This is a genomic window from Microcoleus sp. PH2017_24_DOB_U_A (assembly GCF_020738205.1).
Taxonomy (GTDB): Bacteria; Cyanobacteriota; Cyanobacteriia; order Cyanobacteriales; family Microcoleaceae; genus Microcoleus.
The window spans coordinates 83,687-99,628 of record NZ_JAEQCT010000055.1 but is presented as its reverse complement, the minus strand read 5'-3'; the positions used below and the strand labels follow the sequence as shown (position 1 = coordinate 99,628).

Genomic DNA, 15,942 nt, shown 5'->3' with positions numbered 1-15,942 from the left:
GAAAGCTTGCTTAGCATACCAGGCTATTGACTTTTAATAAAGTCTATGAGTTGAAGATGATTTGACTTTTTCTTATATCAAATCAATCTTAGACCGTGCTAATGAGATAATCAAAGTATATCCTACCATCTCCAATACCCTTTTCCAGCAAAACCGATCTATCAATCCCTTTAGGAGCAATCGTCATTCCTAATAGTACCATCAGGCATAATGGTATTGCAGAAAATCACACGACCTTCTCCGGTGGCTGCAAATTCTGCACCCATTAGATTGGCTCTAGTCAGGTTAGTATCAATCAATCGCGTACAATGCAGGTTGGCTTCTCTCAAGTCGGCATCAACCAGTTCGCCTCCCAGTTCGGCATAATCTAAGATAGCGTCCCTCAAATCGGCAGCAATCAATATAGTACCCAATAGGATAGCAGATTCTAGGTTCGTACTACTCAAATTAGCACCGCTGAGATTAACAAAACTCAAATCGGCTCTAGTCAAGTTAGCACCGCTGAGATTGATACCACTCAACTCATTCTGACCTGGTGGGAGGTCTCTAATATCACCCACGTTAGCAACGTTTAAATCAGCATGACTTAAATCAACTCCAGGGAAATTTCTCTCTCCCGCAGCGTAACGCCTATATAGTTCTTCAACATCCATAGCTGTCTTGTTCAAGCTGTTTATACTTTTATAATAGCACTGTCACTTTTACTTTTACTTTGTATCAAAACAAAGCTGCTTGGAGAAGTTAGCAAACATGGAAGCTGACTGTTAAGCAAATCGAGGAGTTGACTGAGCTTAACTTTTTCTCAAATATCCCCGACGAGATTGAGGAAATAATCGAATCAGAAAGTTGATGGTCTAAATTTCAAATAAATTAGCCGGGAAAGCTGACTTTGCTTACCAGGCTATTAACTTTTAATTAATTAAAACCTAGCGAATATAAATAATTGATCGAAGGCAAAAATATCTAAAAAGCCACTCCATCAAGCATTACTATTACACGCTATTACACAAATTATTTAGGCTACTCATACTCTTCATTATTAATAGTACCATCAGGCATAATTGTATCACTAAAAACTACATACCCATCTACATGAACTTGAAATATTGCCCCCCTCAAATTAGCTCTGGTCAAGTGAGCATAAGCTAATCTCGTACAAAACATACTGGCTTCTCTCAAGTCAACATCAATTAGGTTGCATGCCAGTTCAGCATAATCTAGGATAGCATCACTCAAATTAGCACCAGTCAATATCGTGCATTCTAGAGTAGCAGACTCTAGGTTTGCACTGCTCAAATTAGCACCGCTGAGGTTAACACAAATCAGTCTGGCTCCGGTCAAGTTGGCACCGCTGAGATTGATACCGCTCAAATCATTTTTACCTGGTTCGAGTTCTTCGGGATATCCCACTTTATCAAAGTTTAAGTCAGCATGACTTAAATCTACTCCTGAGAAATCCCTTTCTCCCGCAGCATATCGCCTATATAGTTCTTCAACGTCCATAGCTTTCTTGTTCAAGCTGTTTATACTTTCATAATAGCACTGTCACTTTTACTTTACTTTATTGGGGTTAAGTCTTCCAGACATACAAAACAAAGCTGCTTGGAGAAACTGGCGAACATGGAAGTTGACTGTTAACCAAATCGAGGAGTTGACTGACCTTGACTTCTTCTCAAATATTCCAGACGAGATAGAGGAAATAATCGAATCATAAGGCTGATCGTCTAGACAGCAAACAAATTAGCCTGGAAAGCTGACTTGGCTTACCAGGCTCTTGACTTTTAATAAAATTTAGAAGCAGCAAAAGGGAATACTTCTAGTTTAGATCCTAACCGCGTTGGCGGTTGCTATACTTATTTCTTTCGGGCCAATTTTTACTATTAATAGTGCCATCAGGCATGATCGTATCGCAAAAAATTAAACCATCTTCTTCTGTCATGACTTGAAATGTTGCCCCCATCAAGTTGGCTCTGGTCAGGTCAGTACCAATCAATCGCGTACAAAATATACTAGCTTCTCTCAAGTCAACATCAATTAGATTGCATACCAGTTCGGCATAATCTAAAATGGCTTTCCTCAAATCGGCACCAGTCAATATCGTACATTCAAGGGTGGCAGAGTCTAGGTTCGCACTACTCAAGTTAGCACCGCTGAGATTAACACAACTCAGATTGGCTCTAGTCAAGTTAGCACCGCTGAGATTGATACCACTCAACTCATTCTGACCTGGTTGGAGGTCTTCCATGTATGTCACGTTAGCAATGTTTAAATCAGCATGACTTAAATCAACTCCAGGAAAATCTCTCTCTCCCGCCGCGTAGCGTCTATATAGTTCTTCAACATCCATAGCTGTCTTGTTCAAGCTGTTTATACTTTTATAATAGCACTGTCACTTTTACTTTTATTTTGTATCAATACAAAGCTGCTTGGAGAAGTTAGCAAACATGGAAGCGGAAATAATCGAATCATAAGGCTGATCGTCTAGACATCAAACAAATTAGCCTGGAAAGCTTGCTTAGCATACCAGGCTATTGACTTTTAATAAAGTCTAATTTTCATTTTTATTAATACTGCATTTACTAAAGCTCAATATTAGCCGATCGCCCTTTTAGCCCTTTGACCCCTTCTGCTCTTCAAAAGTACGATTCGACATACATAATTTAATTTAAAAAAAGCGACATCCATTTTGTTGCTCTCAAAAAAAAGGGAAGTCTATTTACCTTAACTATTGTTACGCACTCTGCCATCGGGCATGAGGGTTTCCTCAAAATGGCAATCTCGAAATTTAACCCCGAATATATCATCTTTCACACCGAAGTCGGCTTCCCGGAAGTCCGTTTTAGTCAACTTGGCTTCATCAAAATCAACACTGTGTAACCTAGCTCCCTTGAAGGTTGCCTCCGTCAAATTATTGCAGATAAAGCTGAAACTGCCTATTCTTGCCTTATTCAATTTGGCTCTACTGAAATCGGCACAGAAAAAACGACTCTCAAATAACCCAGCTCCCGTAAAGTCGGCTCCGCTCAAATTGGCATGGGCAAAAACTGATTGGAAGAAACCGGTTTCCCGCAAAATAGCATTGCTCAAATCTGCTCTTTCAAAATTGCTTTGATCGAAATCAACCCTAGTCAAGTCAGCTCCTCCCAAAATCACTCCATTCATGTAGGGCCCGAGCTCTTGGATATTACTATTACGCAAAATAATACCGCTCAAATCCAATCCTTTTAATTGTCCGAGCTCCCAAGACCTGCGTTCCCGGCTGCAATTGGGACTCTCTACCATCAAGCCGCTAAAATTTCTTTCCCCAGCCGCATAACGATTGATGATATCTGTAAACAGCATCTTTTGCATTTGGAAAATAGCGGTATCTATCTGCGCTCCCTGAAAGTTGGCACGTTTAGTTTTCGCGCCAACCAAGTATGTCATGCTAAAATTTGCCGAGGTACAATTAGCATCAATCAAATAAGCATCCGTCAAATCAGCTCCCCACAAATTAGCGTGACTGAGATTAGCACCTTCCAAGTCAGCCAGTCCTAAGTCAGCATCACTGAAGTCAGCTTCTTCTAAGCAAGCATTACTTAAGTTAGCGCGACTGAGATTAGCAGTGCTCAGGTTAGAAGAAGCTAGATGCGCTCCGCTGAGATTGGTTTCTCTCAAATTAGCACCTCTCAAATCAGCGCCACTGAGCTCGATGCCACTCAAGTCCATGTTTGCTAGATTGGCATCGACCAAGCTAATTTCCGAGAAATCTCTCTCGCCATCGGCATAGCGTCTGAGCAATTCTTCAGCGTCCATAACTTTCGACCTTTATCTATTTACACTCTTAATAATACTACTTTTAAAAAAGCTATTCTACTCCCGGGATTACACTATTCCAAATAGTACCATCGGGCATGATGGTATCTTTAAAGTGAGCATCTGTAAAAATAGCCATTTCAGATTTGTTAGCTCTAATTTCATCCAGATCCAACTCAGTACCAAAAAAGTTAGTTCTCGTCAAGTCAGCCCGATAAAAACGAACTCTATCTTTAAACTTAGCATTCCTAAAATCACTATCGGTTAAGTTAGCATCATCAAAACTTGTCTCAATCATCTTGGCTCCACTTAAGTTTGCTCTACTCAAATTCGCGTCGTAAAACTTAGTCTCCTGCAAATCGGTTTGAGTCAAATTCGCCCCTGTCAAATCCGCTCTGCCAAAGTTAGCTCGCCACAGACAAGCTCCGCTCAGGTTAGCCCCAGTCAAATCAGCATTTTCAAAATGTGCGCGGGCCAAGTCAAGGTCGCTCAAATCTGAGCCACTAAAATTGATTCCTTGTCCGTACAAAACCAGATGTAGCAAGTCACTTTCCCTGAAGTTAGCTCCACTCAAGTTCACTCCACTTAAGTAGCGCTCCTTAGATTGCTGGTCGCTCAAGTACACTTGAATTAGAGACCACAACTGTTTTCTACTGTTGTATATTCTGATATATTCTGCTTCTTTTTCTTCTTCGTTCATGACTTTATTTCTAGAATCTGTTGAGAATAAAAATGACGGATTAGTCTTCACTATTCCAAATAGCGCCATCGGGCATGATGGTATCTTTAAAGTAAACGTCTTTGAAAACAACCCTTCCAGGTTTGTGATCGTTAACTTCACTTATTTTAAATTCAGTGCCAAAGAAGTTAGCTCTCGTCAAGTCACACTTAGAAAAACCCACCCCATTTTGAAACTTAGCATCCCTAAAATCACTATCAATTAAGTCACAAAAACCAAACCCGGTGTCAATCATTTTGGCTCCACTAAATTTGCATCTACTCAAATTAGTCATGTGAAAACCAGTTTCCTGTAAGTCACTTCTGCTGAAATTTGCCCCAGTCAAATTCGCTCTGCGAAAGTTAGCCCGCCACAGACAAGCTCCGCTCAGGTTCGCCCCACTCGAATCCGCATCTTCAAAATGCGCGTAGGCCAAGTCGAGGTCGCTCAAATCTGAGCCACTAAAATTGATTCCTTGTCCGTAAAAAACCAGCCGTTGCAAGTCACTTTCCCTGAAGTTAGCCCCACTCAAGTTTACTCCACTAAAGTAACCATCCTTACACTGATCGCCGGTCAAGTTCACTTGAATTAGAGAAAAGTCTCTCTCCCCTGACCACAACTGTTTTCTACTGTTGTATATTCTGATATATTCTGCTTCTTTTTCTTCTTCGTTCATGACTTTATTTCTAGAATCTGTTGAGAATAAAAATGTTGATACTACTAAAATAGCTCAATCTTTGAAGGCTCACAAGGAAGAACAGCAAGCGCGGCTGGCAGCGGAGTCAGCTTTGCGATCGCTCTTAACTCAAGTTTTAAATTCTGGGATGAATCTGGAACAGGTGGCGCAAATGATGAATTTATCGACTTTGGAGGTGAGACGATTGGTTGGAGAAAACTTTTGAGTGCATTGACAACAGTAAGGTGCGCGGGAGCACCTTACTTGACAAAATATTAACAGTCAGCAGTCAAGAATTAATATCATGTCCCGTCGAACGACCATAATAAGATTGGTTTGTAGTGAGGACTTCAGTCCTCGGATTTGGATGCGGACTTGCATTCCTCACTACAAACCATTTTTAGGGCTGATAATTGACACGGTGTGACTAAAGTCTTCACTAGAAACGGTTTTTAGCGTAATTGACAGGGCATATAGCCTTTCTCAAAAAGATGAGGTATAACTGACAGCTCGATAACCGCTTAGACGTATAGGGCCCAAGCCCAACAACATACCTCATATGAGAGCTAGATTCGCTATAATATCAATTATTATTTGAAAGGCTTGTTAGTAGGTTTAAAACCTTGTTTTTGAAAATAGGTTTTAAATACTTCGTGAGCAATTGGTGCGGCCGAGACGGCACCAAATCCTCCGCCTTCGACTATAACTGCGATCGCAACTTCCGGCTTGTCAGCGGGTGCAAAACCCACATACATCGAATTGTCAGGATGACCTGGCATTTCCACAGTCCCTGTCTTACCAGCACTTAAAGGAATTGTACCGTCATTCAGACCGCGGCCTGTACCCTTTTTCACCACGTCCATCAATCCTTCTTTAATCACCTTTAAAGTAGAAGGTTTAATTCCTGTGGGGATTTTTTTCGTGAGGGGTGTATTGGTTTGAGATGCCAACAAGTGCGGCTGCACTCGCGAACCGCCGTTAGCAATTGTTGATACCATAACTGCTAATTCTAGGGGAGTACAAAGTACCAAGCCTTGACCGATCGCCATTGTGACGGTATCGCCCACATACCAATCTTCCTTGTACATTTTCTTTTTCTCTGCTGGCGTGGGCACTTGACCGTGATTGGCGCCGTCTATCCCCAAAATATCTAAATTAATCGTCCCGCCAATGCCCATTTTAGACGCCCATTTCGACATTTGTTCCGGGCCTGCCGCCATGCCTACTTGATAGAAAAATGTATTGCTGCTAAAGGCCAAAGCATCGCGAAAACCGATAACACCTTGACCCGCGCCGTGTTCGTTGAAAGAAATGCCACCGATCGTAATTGAAGAGGATGATACTAAAGTCGAGTCAGGAGAAAACTTGCCCGATTCCATCCCTGCGACAGAAGTTACAATCTTAAAAGTGCTGCCGACTGGATAGCCTTGAACTGCCCGATTTAAAAATGGTTTTTCTGGCCCTTGCAGTCGATCCCATTCTGTTTGAGTCACCTTGCGGGTGAAAATGTTGGGGTCAAATGTCGGCCAACTAGCCATTGTTAAAAGCGCTCCGGTTTTCACGTCGATCGCTACAACGGCACCCAGGCGATCGCCCAAAGCTTTTTCGGCAGTTTTTTGCATATCTAAATCTAAAGTTAGCTGCACGGGTTTGCCGGGAATAGGCTCTTTTACGCCTAAATCTTGAATTTCCTCGCCCTTAGCGTTCACCTCGATCAAACGGTTCCCCCAAACGCCTTCTAAAGTTGGATTGGCTAACTTTTCAACTCCCATTTGACCGACGATCATCCCCATTGGATATGCAGGATTAGCTTTTAATTCGTCTAAAGTAGCTTCACCGACGTACCCCAAAAGGTGAGCTGCTAATTGCTGGTTGGGATTGTCGCGGCTCGATTCTACGCGAATTTCAACTCCCCGCAAAGTATTGCTTTGTTCTCCCAAAGCGACGAAAGTAGCGACATCGATATCTTTACTAATTCGCACTGGCAGGGCTGATTTGTAGCCGGCTACATCGATTTTTTTGATGATTTCGGTGGCGGGAAGTTTGACGATCGGGCTCAGTGTAGCCGCGACTTCTTGCCAATCCTTTGCCGATCGCTCTTTTGGCCACAAATACACCGATCGCGATACGCGGTTCGCCGCCAAAATTTTGCCGTTGCGATCTAAAATTTGACCGCGAGTCGCTGCGACTGAGACAGGGCGAATGCGGTTATTTTCCGCCCGCTGTCGGTTGTAGGCTCCCTGTACCAGTTGCAATTCGGCTAGACGAAACATCGGCATCGTCACTAATGTAGTGACTATCAGCATAAAAATCATCACTTGGAGCGATCGACTCCGTTGCTGTGCAGGATTGTCCGAGGTATTTTTGTTTAATCGGACTTTAGAGTTAAAAGAAAAATCGCTAGCCATATTAATTAATCTGCTCTTTGATTGAATTAACAGGCAGATCTAATTCTCATCCGGATTATTTCGGGGAGGATACAGCGATGACAACTTTTAGCTCTTTAGTGACCGACATAAATATGCCTATTGGCAGATACATAAATACGTAAAATCCCGTACAGTTCTTGTTCTACAATTTCCTATTTATTTTCCTATTAGCATAAATAATTGCTTGAAAGCCTCTGGGTTTGGCGTAGAAATTAAAATCAGACGATTCATTACTCCAATCCTCGGACTTCCAGGTAGAGGTTGCCCTCAAGCGGTCAACTGTCAACTAAGAGGGCTCTCACGGGGGCACTGCCCCTACAACAGATCAACTGTCAACTGTCAACTGTCAACTGTCAACTGAATGAACGACGCATAGGCTGTCACCTTAATATCAATTCCAGTAATATCTCCACCGACAACAACAGCCGTTGCTCCTAAATTCAATGCTTTTTGAGCCATGGAGGGCCCAGAGATTCCGCCTTCGCAGATAACGGGAATCTTGAGCTTTGCTACCATTTGCGCTAGCAAATCAAATCCGGGCGGCGAGAAACTTTCTGTTTGGGGTGTGTAGCCAAAAAGAGTAGTACCGACAGTATCTGCACCAGCTTCAGCAGCGGCGATCGCAGATTCTATAGTATCTACATCCGCCATGACTAATTTCCCTAATTCTTTGTGAATGCGATCGATTAACGTCTTTAAGTCTTCGCCAGCAGGGCGGTTTCGCAAAGTCGCGTCAATGGCGATAATATCTGCTCCTGCAAGTGCGATCGCCCGTGCGTCTTCAAACCGAGGAGTAATGTAAATCTCGCATCCCGCCAATTGCTGCTTCCAAATGCCAATTACGGGAGCCGATACCTGTTGTCGCACCGCTGCAACGTGAGCCGGGGTGTCAATCCGCACGCCCGATGCCCCTCGATTGATGGCGGTGCGAGCCATTGCTGCAATCACGATCGGATCGTGCAGCGGCGAATCAGCAGGTGCTTGACAAGAAACAATTAATCCTGTGGGAATTTGACAGTTAATCATGGGGAATTGGGGAATGGGGAATGGGGCATGGGGCATGGGGCATGGGGCATGGGAATGGGGCAAACAGGGCATTGGGAATTGGGCTTTTTTTGTAATTTATTCCCTGTGTCCTATTGAACTCAAATAGGCGTTAAGTTTTGGTAGTAATTTATCAACAATTGGTTTAAATTTGCTTACTTCTTCGCTGGTGATAAGGTGTCTAGCATAGGCTAATCTTAACCAGTTTACGGTTTCGTACAAAGAGCCTCTGGCAATTTTTACAAAACGCCGATTATCTTGATCATTATAACGACCTCTTCCTTCAGCAATATTAGCACAGACACTATCAGCAGACCGAACTATCTGTTTGCCCATCGTATCTTTTGTGAAGTAATCCCATTTTTTAACAATCTCCCAAATCTGATTCGCCAAACTTTCCGCCAACTTATAAACTTCTAATTCCTCAAAATCAGGTCTTCCCATAATTACCTCAAAAACTCAATTATATTAAATGCCCCATGCCCCATACCCCATGCCCCATGCCCCATGCCCCATTATCCATTAATCCCGGCCATTAAAGAAAGAATTTTGTCAAGCAATTGCTCGGGGTGAATCGGTTTAGCCAAACAATCGTTAGCTCCCGCCGTCACAAAAGATATTTCATCTGCGGGAATTTCTTTAGCGCTTAAAGCCAGAATTTTGAGATTTTCAGTAGCGGGTTTTTGGCGAAGTTGTTGAATTATTTCGCAGCCGTTCATCCCGGGTAAACGCATATCCACAATCACAGCATTGGGCTGCAAAAGTTCAATTTGTTCTACCGCCGCCGAGCCTTCAATCATCCACACTACCTGCATTCCTGCGGCTGTCAGGATATCGCAAATCAGCATGGCAGTTTCTTCATCTTCTTCTACGAGGACGAGGCTGCCCCGCAAGGAGGAAGAGTGCAGCGGTAAAGATGAATTCGATTTTTCATATTTGAATTTTGTGGATTCATCTTTGCTTTTAGTTTGCATTGGTATAAAAACTGTAAAAGTAGAGCCAACATCAACTGTAGAGTTGACTTCGATCGCGCCGCCGTGAAGTTCTACTAACTGTTTCGTTAATGCCAATCCCAAACCCGTGCCGCCGTATTCGCGGCGGTATGGGGAATCTAACTGCTGGAATTTTTGAAACAAGAGCGATCGCTGATCTTCGGGAATTCCAATGCCGGTATCTTTGATTTGAAAAACAGCGGTGCTACCTGGGGGTGCAGTACCGGGCTGTCGCACTGCTGGCGTCCGAGTTTTATCTTCTGTCACCCACACTCGCAGGACGATTCGCCCGCCTTCGGGAGTAAATTTAATCGCATTTCCTAAAAGATTGAACAGAATTTGTCTCAAGCGGCGCGGGTCTGCGGTGAAGCGATCGCACTCTTGTTTGATCCGCTGTTCTTGCACGAGTTCCACGCCTTTAGCTATAGCTTTTTCTTTGAAGGCGTGCAGGCTCTGAGAAGCTAATTTAGAAATTGAAAATTCACTAATTTTTAATACTGCTTTTCCTGCTTCTACTTGCGATAAATCTAAAATATCGTTAATTAATTCTAATAAGTGGTCGCCGCTGTCCCGGATAGTTTGCAGGTACTGTCGCTGTTTGGCAATTGGTACTTCTTTGGTGCCAACTTTGCCGTAAGACCACCGCAGCAGCGTGTCCGAAATGCCGATGACGCAGGTGAGGGGAGTCCGCAATTCGTGGCTCATAGCTGCCAAAAATTCGCTTTTGGCGAGGCTGGCAGACTGGGCGGTAGCAAGGGCATCGCGCAGTTCTTGCGTTCGCTCTATGACGCGCTGTTCAGAGGTACACTTTTGCTGCTGGACTTCTGCATAAAGTTCGGCTTGGTAAATGGCGATCGCCAAATGTTCTGCTATTTGCCGCAAAAATGTTTTTTTGCTTTCTTCCCACTCGCACACAGTACACTGGTGGGCGATTAGCAGCCCCCACAATTCGTCTTGAACTACGATCGGTACTAGCAACTTTGCGCGCACCTTCGCCCGCCGCATCAACTCTAAAAAACAAGAGTGCGAAGAGTAAGTTATTTCCACATCAGTGACGCACAAAGCCAAACCTTTGCGATATTTCTCTCTGTCAATGACTCCATCGGGAAAACACTGGGCGCCTTCACTAAAATCCAGTACAGACGAGATAGCATCGCTGGCTAAAGCTTCGTAGGTAACGCGACCTAAATACAAGTAAGAACCGGGATTTTCTTTGACTTCGCCAGAAACCGCCATAGGTATTTCTTTACCTAATTCGGCATGGTGGGGGGCTGGCACTTTTTCAAATTGATAAATTAACAGGCGATCGACATCCAAAAACTCTCGCACTCTCGAAACTGCTTTTGACAAAATTACTGGTAATTCCAAACTCTGGCGGATTTGAGTTGTCACCTGATTCAAAAGTCGCTCTTGTTCTAGCTGCTGCTGCAAAGCATCTTCCACAGACTGACAAAATGAAATGCAGGGACTGGCAATTTGTAAGTGATTGACGGCTTCGGCAATCTGGTGGTGTAGCGTTTCTGGAGCGATCGGTTTTAACGCTGAGTTTCCCTCTATTTCTGTTGGGAGCTTTAGGGGCAGGGGACTGTTTTTGCTGGCATCGGTAGCGAGAAGATCCAGCAAATTTAGGGTGAATTCGCTTTGCAAAATTGCCGAGTTCGGCTGTATGTTGTTAATTGCTTGTTTGAGGGCGCGAATGTCAATTTGTCTTGGCGGTGCGGGCGTTATTTCTGCGAGTTTGTCTGCGAGGGGAGAGAGGAATTTGGCGATCGCCCCTGGATCGAAAGTCAAATCCACATTTAATTGCGAAGTGAGATGTTTTTCACTGTGTTTGCGTCCGTTTGTTGCCAACTCATCTAATGCCTCGCCCCGCAGCAGCGCGCTAAACCGAGCTGATACCACTGCTGCAAACCTTTGGGACGAGTTTCCTTCCCCATTTTCAGGATTGGCGATCGCATCGTCGGCGAGCCAAATCGCCCCCGGGAGTTCAGCCATTTGCTCTAACAACTGGTAAGCAGCCTCAAAGGTTGCGATCGGCAAAGTTCGATTTAAGGTTTTTGGTTTCAATCTAGGTATTTTCCCGGTTGTTTTAAAGGACAAAATATGAATGCCGCTGTTTTGGGGAGGGAACCAGGGGCGCAGCAGACGGGGCCGCTCCAAAAGACTTGAGATCAAAGAAGTCAGTCGATTTTAGATCTTAGATTTTAGATTTTAGATTTACTTGCAGCTTCGTGAATCACCGGAGCAGGAACTTCGAGCTAAGATTTTGGGCTGCTCGCAACTTAAGTCGCGCGCTTGTATCCGTTTTTCTGCGGTGTCGTGACTCAAATAACGTAGCCAGTTAAGGCTGAGGCTGGTCAACACAGCTTGCGAGATATTACTCTTACAAGCTCAGTTCTTTTAAGACTGGGTTGCTGACTACTTTAAACAATCTTAATCCAGTATAATATCAATATATAATTTGTTAACTTCTACTTAACACTATCCGGGTAAATGAGCAATCCAACTCAACTCACCCCCGATTTCACGATCGGACATCTGCCGTGTCACCACTTCCAAGTCAGTGCTGCAACTCCAGGACAGGTAGTGGCTCAAAGATTCGAGCAAGAACCAGACCTACCGGGAGTGATTATTACTCACGAATCACAGGTATTGGGCATGATTTCTCGCGTCAAATTTCGAGAACAAATGAGTCTCCCCGATCGCGTAGAAATTTACGGTCAGCATCCGATTCGAGCCTTGTTAGATTTTATGAGAATACCGCCTTTGCTGATGGAGGAAAACTGGAAAGTTGAGGATGCCGTACAAGCGTCTCTCAACAGGCATAAAGATTTAATTTATGAACCAATTATTGTGGTAATGGACAATCAGAGTTTCCGCCTTTTGGACGTTCGGACTCTGGTGATTGCCCAGTCTAAAATTTTAGCTCAAGCTAACAAGCTTATTCAAAAATACAGAGTAGAAAGACAGAAATATATGGGAATCATTCAACAAGAACAGGCAAAATTTTATGAATGCCAGGAGTTGCTAAAATCCCAACACCTTCAAGCCCAAGTATTGCAGAATACTCCGAGTCGCGAGCAAGTGACACTGGTCAAACAAGCTGAAGAAATTTCTCAAATAAATCAGCGATTTGTGAGGATTGCGAAGTTAATTTCTTCAGAAGGCCGCCAAGCATTTCAAGCTACTTTTCAAGGTGCTAATTCTATTTGCAATAATACACAGAAAATTTTGGGTATTAGCAAAGCAATAGCTAATGATTTAGAAACGGTTAACCGCACTTCCCGAACCATCGGGGAGGCGATCGAACAAGTCAGGCATTTAGCAGTACAGGTGGCTGTAGTTACCAATCAAATGGGAAATCAGCCCAGCGGTCTGAGCAAGGTGAGTTTGGAAATTGGCAGACTGGCAAGTAAAACTTTTGAATTGGGGACCCAAATCGAGCAAATTGCCAGCCGATTTAAACTTCGGGTTCACGAACTCACGGAGGCAGCAAGAGCGGGTGCTAATGTAGCTAAATCGGTGACCATCAAGATCGATCGTGCGGAAATGGCTTTGTTAGAGTTGGAGGAATTAATAGCGGAAAAAGATTTCAATTCACCGACCGCCATTAAAGAAAATTTGGGAGTTAAAAAAAGTGTTGTTGCTCATTCTTTAGTTAAAGATTTAGAAGACGCTGAAGCTGAAATTTCTGAATGGGAAGATATAGTTAAGCAGCAAGATTCATCGCAATATCTGATTCAAAAAATTCAGCAGGCGCTGAAGTCGAAAAAGCCCTAAAATTCTAGGGCTCATCTGATTTAACTTTTCGATATGTATAGCCTTTCTAGCTCTCATATGAGGTACGAATGGGCATGGGGCATGGGCCAAACAGGGCATAGGGCATGGGGCATAGGGCATGGGGCATGGGGCATGGGGCATGAGGCATCGGCCAAACAGGGCATACTCACTACGCTTGAGAACCGCTATATAGGAGAAGGAGAAGGAAAAAGGAAGACGCCTTGAGTTATCGTCGTGATATCTGGAAAAAAGCTCGTGTTTCAAGAACTTCATAATCGTCGGGGCGGTTGGTCTGAAAAAATAAAAAGTAACAATTTTACAATTTGCACAATACTATTTGTTTGAAGGAGGTTAATACGAATAAATTAAGAGTTAGGCAACGCTATTTGCATCACAAGATTTTGATTTAAAGTCACAAGAATTGGTCAAATAACAGGCTAGGCTTATGAAAATTTTGCTAGTAGAAGATGACACAATTACAATCAATTTGCTGACCAGAGCGCTGAATGCTCATAATTACAATGTGAATACGGCGGAAGACGGCGAAACAGCCTTGCAGTTGGCACAAGCCTACGATTACGACTTGATTGTTTTGGATGTGCTGATTCCTAAACTCGACGGTATTAGTTTGTGTCGGGAATTGCGATCGTCCGGCTGCCAAATGCCGATTTTATTGCTGACAGCGCTAGATAGCAGTAACGATCGAGTCCAAGGTTTAGAAGCGGGTGCAGACGATTATGTGGTCAAACCCTTTAATCTCCAAGAATTAATTGCTCGAATTCGGGCTTTGCTGCGCCGGGGTAAGGCAAGTTTGTCGAGTACAAGTTTGACTTGGGAAAAACTGCAAGTCAACCCGGATACTACGGAAGTAACTTATGGCGAAAAAGTTCTGCATTTGACTCCCAAAGAGTACAATCTGCTGGAACTTTTTCTGAGAAATCCCCGGCGCATTTTCAGCCGCAGTGCCATGCTCGATCGCATTTGGTCGGCGGGCGAATTTCCTCAAGAAGAAGCCGTTACCGCTCATATCAAGGGGCTGCGGCACAAGCTGAAAGCAGCCGGGATGACTGTAGATTTAGTGGAAACGGTGTATGGATTGGGCTACCGGCTCAAAAGTCTGCCGGAGGAGATTGAGAGTCCAAAAGTTGCCCGGGATACGGCAGAAACTGCTAAAAGTCAAGAAAATGTACCTGCTGAATCGATCGCACACAGCCAGGAATTAAGCAACGATGAGCGCCGCCTCCAAGTCCTGAGTGTGGTTGCGGAAATTCGGGGCAAGTTAAAAGCTAATTTTATCGAAAAGGTGGTGATATTCGATCGCGCGATCGCCCAACTGAAAACCGGAACCTTGGACAACCAACTGCGGCGGGAAGCCCAGGAGCAAGCTCACAAATTAGTCGGTTCTTTGGGAACTTTAGGGCTGCCTAAAGGTTCGGAAGTTGCGCGCAAGATCGAACAGTTGTTCAAGGCCCAAAACATCTTTAAACCGGAGACTGCTCAGCAGATTGAGGATTTTCAGGATTTGCTCAAACAGATATTCGATCGCCCGCCGGAACCTGAAAGCGAGCTGGTTACTGCGGTTTCCAAAAAGCGCCGCATTCTGATCGTTGATGATGATACTTTGCAGAGCGATCGACTAAAAGCAGCAGCATCCGGTTCGGGCTTTGAGATAGAAGTTGCCACATCTGGGCAATCCGCAAGAAGCGCGATTTCTCAACAGCCTCCCGACGCGATTTTACTGGATTTGACATTTTCCAGAATTCAGGAAAACGGACTTACTCTCCTAGCCGAGCTCCGCACTGAAAAACCTGATATTCCAGTGATGATTTTTAGCGGGAACAATCAATTGAGCGATCGAATTGAAGTTGCTCGTTTGGGAGCTTCCGGCTTTTTACACAAATCTATCTCCCCAGCAGATATACTCAAATCAGTCGCCCAGGTTCTCGATCAAACAGGTGCTGCTGAAGCCAAAGTTATGGTGGTAGACGATGATGTGCATCTATTGGCTGCACTGAAAGTGATTCTACAACCTTGGGGATTGCAAGTCACAACATTAGATCGGCCCGAAAAGTTCTGGGAGGTACTCGAAACCACTTGTCCAGATTTGCTAATTTTAGATGTGGAGATGCCTGGTTACAGCGGTATCGAGCTGTGTTTGGCAGTGCGAAACGATTTGCGCTGGAGCAAGCTTCCCGTGCTATTTTTGACCGCTCATTCTGAGTCGGAAATAGTGCGTCAAATGTTTGTCGCGGGTGCTGATGACTACGTGAATAAGCCGATCGTGGAACCGGAATTAATTGCTCGCATCCTGAATCGTTTGGAGCGGACTCAACTCCGACACAAACTTGCTCTGACACAGCGGTAAGTTAAACAGTTGACAGTTGACAGTTGACAGTTGACAGTTGTCACGAAGGAAGAAGGAAGAAGGAAGAGTTGACAGTTGACAGTTGACAGTTGACAGTTGACAATCAAAAATCTTCAATCCCCAATCGAAAATCCAAAATCCAA

General features: G+C 44.1%; 13 protein-coding genes. 3 read left to right on the top strand and 10 right to left on the bottom strand.

The genetic code is table 11. The annotated features are described in order from the left end of the window. Positions 1-170: 170 nt before the first annotated feature. The 6 genes from JGK07_RS16515 to JGK07_RS16490 form a co-directional block, all read right to left on the bottom strand. Complete coding sequence (locus JGK07_RS16515; protein WP_293175544.1) at positions 171-653, bottom strand: pentapeptide repeat-containing protein; 483 nt, start codon at positions 651-653, stop codon at positions 171-173. A gap of 367 nt (positions 654-1,020) precedes the next feature. Beyond that, positions 1,021-1,503: a pentapeptide repeat-containing protein gene (locus JGK07_RS16510; protein ID WP_293175546.1), complete on the bottom strand. Its 483-nt coding sequence runs from the start codon at positions 1,501-1,503 to the stop codon at positions 1,021-1,023. A gap of 325 nt (positions 1,504-1,828) precedes the next feature. Further along, the gene (locus JGK07_RS16505) at positions 1,829-2,347 is read right to left on the bottom strand and encodes a pentapeptide repeat-containing protein (RefSeq protein ID WP_293175548.1); all 519 of its coding nucleotides are present in this window, start codon (positions 2,345-2,347) and stop codon (positions 1,829-1,831) included. Between the two features lie 374 nt (positions 2,348-2,721). Beyond that, positions 2,722-3,795, bottom strand: coding sequence for a pentapeptide repeat-containing protein (locus JGK07_RS16500; RefSeq protein WP_293175550.1), 1,074 nt, complete (start codon positions 3,793-3,795; stop codon positions 2,722-2,724). Between the two features lie 52 nt (positions 3,796-3,847). Then, a complete protein-coding gene (locus tag JGK07_RS16495; RefSeq protein ID WP_293236664.1) occupies positions 3,848-4,495 on the bottom strand; it encodes a pentapeptide repeat-containing protein in 648 nt (215 codons plus the stop codon). A 40-nt stretch (positions 4,496-4,535) separates the two neighbouring features. Continuing rightward, positions 4,536-5,189 carry a pentapeptide repeat-containing protein gene (locus JGK07_RS16490; protein ID WP_293290958.1) on the bottom strand — a complete coding sequence of 218 codons (654 nt, stop codon included), beginning with the start codon at positions 5,187-5,189 and terminating at the stop codon, positions 4,536-4,538. Between JGK07_RS16490 and JGK07_RS16485 the strand changes: the two genes are divergently transcribed. Continuing rightward, entirely contained in the window at positions 5,188-5,415 is a 228-nt protein-coding gene (locus tag JGK07_RS16485) for a hypothetical protein (protein WP_293189813.1), read from the top strand. The genes JGK07_RS16490 and JGK07_RS16485 overlap by 2 nt on opposite strands. Before the next feature lie 364 nt (positions 5,416-5,779). On the opposite strand, the gene mrdA is transcribed toward JGK07_RS16485, so the two are convergent. The 4 genes from mrdA to JGK07_RS16465 all read right to left on the bottom strand — a co-directional run bounded on the left by mrdA (position 5,780) and on the right by JGK07_RS16465 (position 11,721). After that, positions 5,780-7,597, bottom strand: coding sequence for a penicillin-binding protein 2 (gene mrdA, locus JGK07_RS16480; protein WP_293242616.1), 1,818 nt, complete (start codon positions 7,595-7,597; stop codon positions 5,780-5,782). 360 nt (positions 7,598-7,957) lie between these two features. Continuing rightward, positions 7,958-8,644, bottom strand: coding sequence for an N-acetylmannosamine-6-phosphate 2-epimerase (locus tag JGK07_RS16475; protein ID WP_293175844.1), 687 nt, complete (start codon positions 8,642-8,644; stop codon positions 7,958-7,960). A 96-nt stretch (positions 8,645-8,740) separates the two neighbouring features. After that, positions 8,741-9,106 carry a four helix bundle protein gene (locus JGK07_RS16470; protein WP_293189812.1) on the bottom strand — a complete coding sequence of 122 codons (366 nt, stop codon included), beginning with the start codon at positions 9,104-9,106 and terminating at the stop codon, positions 8,741-8,743. Between the two features lie 71 nt (positions 9,107-9,177). Next, a complete protein-coding gene (locus JGK07_RS16465) occupies positions 9,178-11,721 on the bottom strand; it encodes a GAF domain-containing hybrid sensor histidine kinase/response regulator (protein WP_293242613.1) in 2,544 nt (847 codons plus the stop codon). A 426-nt stretch (positions 11,722-12,147) separates the two neighbouring features. Between JGK07_RS16465 and JGK07_RS16460 the strand changes: the two genes are divergently transcribed. Then, entirely contained in the window at positions 12,148-13,434 is a 1,287-nt protein-coding gene (locus JGK07_RS16460; RefSeq protein WP_293175564.1) for a chemotaxis protein, read from the top strand. A 445-nt stretch (positions 13,435-13,879) separates the two neighbouring features. Beyond that, the gene (locus tag JGK07_RS16455; protein WP_293189810.1) at positions 13,880-15,799 is read left to right on the top strand and encodes a response regulator; all 1,920 of its coding nucleotides are present in this window, start codon (positions 13,880-13,882) and stop codon (positions 15,797-15,799) included. The last annotated feature ends 143 nt before the right edge of the window (positions 15,800-15,942 follow it).

Excerpts from the sequence above, each read along its gene's own strand:
- JGK07_RS16515 (WP_293175544.1), bottom strand. The coding sequence starts at position 653 with ATGGATGTTGAAGAACTATATAGGCGTTACGCTGCGGGAGAGAGAAAT.
- JGK07_RS16510 (WP_293175546.1), bottom strand. The coding sequence starts at position 1,503 with ATGGACGTTGAAGAACTATATAGGCGATATGCTGCGGGAGAAAGGGAT.
- JGK07_RS16505 (WP_293175548.1), bottom strand. The coding sequence starts at position 2,347 with ATGGATGTTGAAGAACTATATAGACGCTACGCGGCGGGAGAGAGAGAT.
- JGK07_RS16500 (WP_293175550.1), bottom strand. The coding sequence starts at position 3,795 with ATGGACGCTGAAGAATTGCTCAGACGCTATGCCGATGGCGAGAGAGAT.
- JGK07_RS16495 (WP_293236664.1), bottom strand. The coding sequence starts at position 4,495 with ATGAACGAAGAAGAAAAAGAAGCAGAATATATCAGAATATACAACAGT.
- JGK07_RS16485 (WP_293189813.1), top strand. The coding sequence starts at position 5,188 with ATGACTTTATTTCTAGAATCTGTTGAGAATAAAAATGTTGATACTACT.
- JGK07_RS16490 (WP_293290958.1), bottom strand. The coding sequence starts at position 5,189 with ATGAACGAAGAAGAAAAAGAAGCAGAATATATCAGAATATACAACAGT.
- mrdA (WP_293242616.1), bottom strand. The coding sequence starts at position 7,597 with ATGGCTAGCGATTTTTCTTTTAACTCTAAAGTCCGATTAAACAAAAAT.
- JGK07_RS16475 (WP_293175844.1), bottom strand. The coding sequence starts at position 8,644 with ATGATTAACTGTCAAATTCCCACAGGATTAATTGTTTCTTGTCAAGCA.
- JGK07_RS16470 (WP_293189812.1), bottom strand. The coding sequence starts at position 9,106 with ATGGGAAGACCTGATTTTGAGGAATTAGAAGTTTATAAGTTGGCGGAA.
- JGK07_RS16460 (WP_293175564.1), top strand. The coding sequence starts at position 12,148 with ATGAGCAATCCAACTCAACTCACCCCCGATTTCACGATCGGACATCTG.
- JGK07_RS16455 (WP_293189810.1), top strand. The coding sequence starts at position 13,880 with ATGAAAATTTTGCTAGTAGAAGATGACACAATTACAATCAATTTGCTG.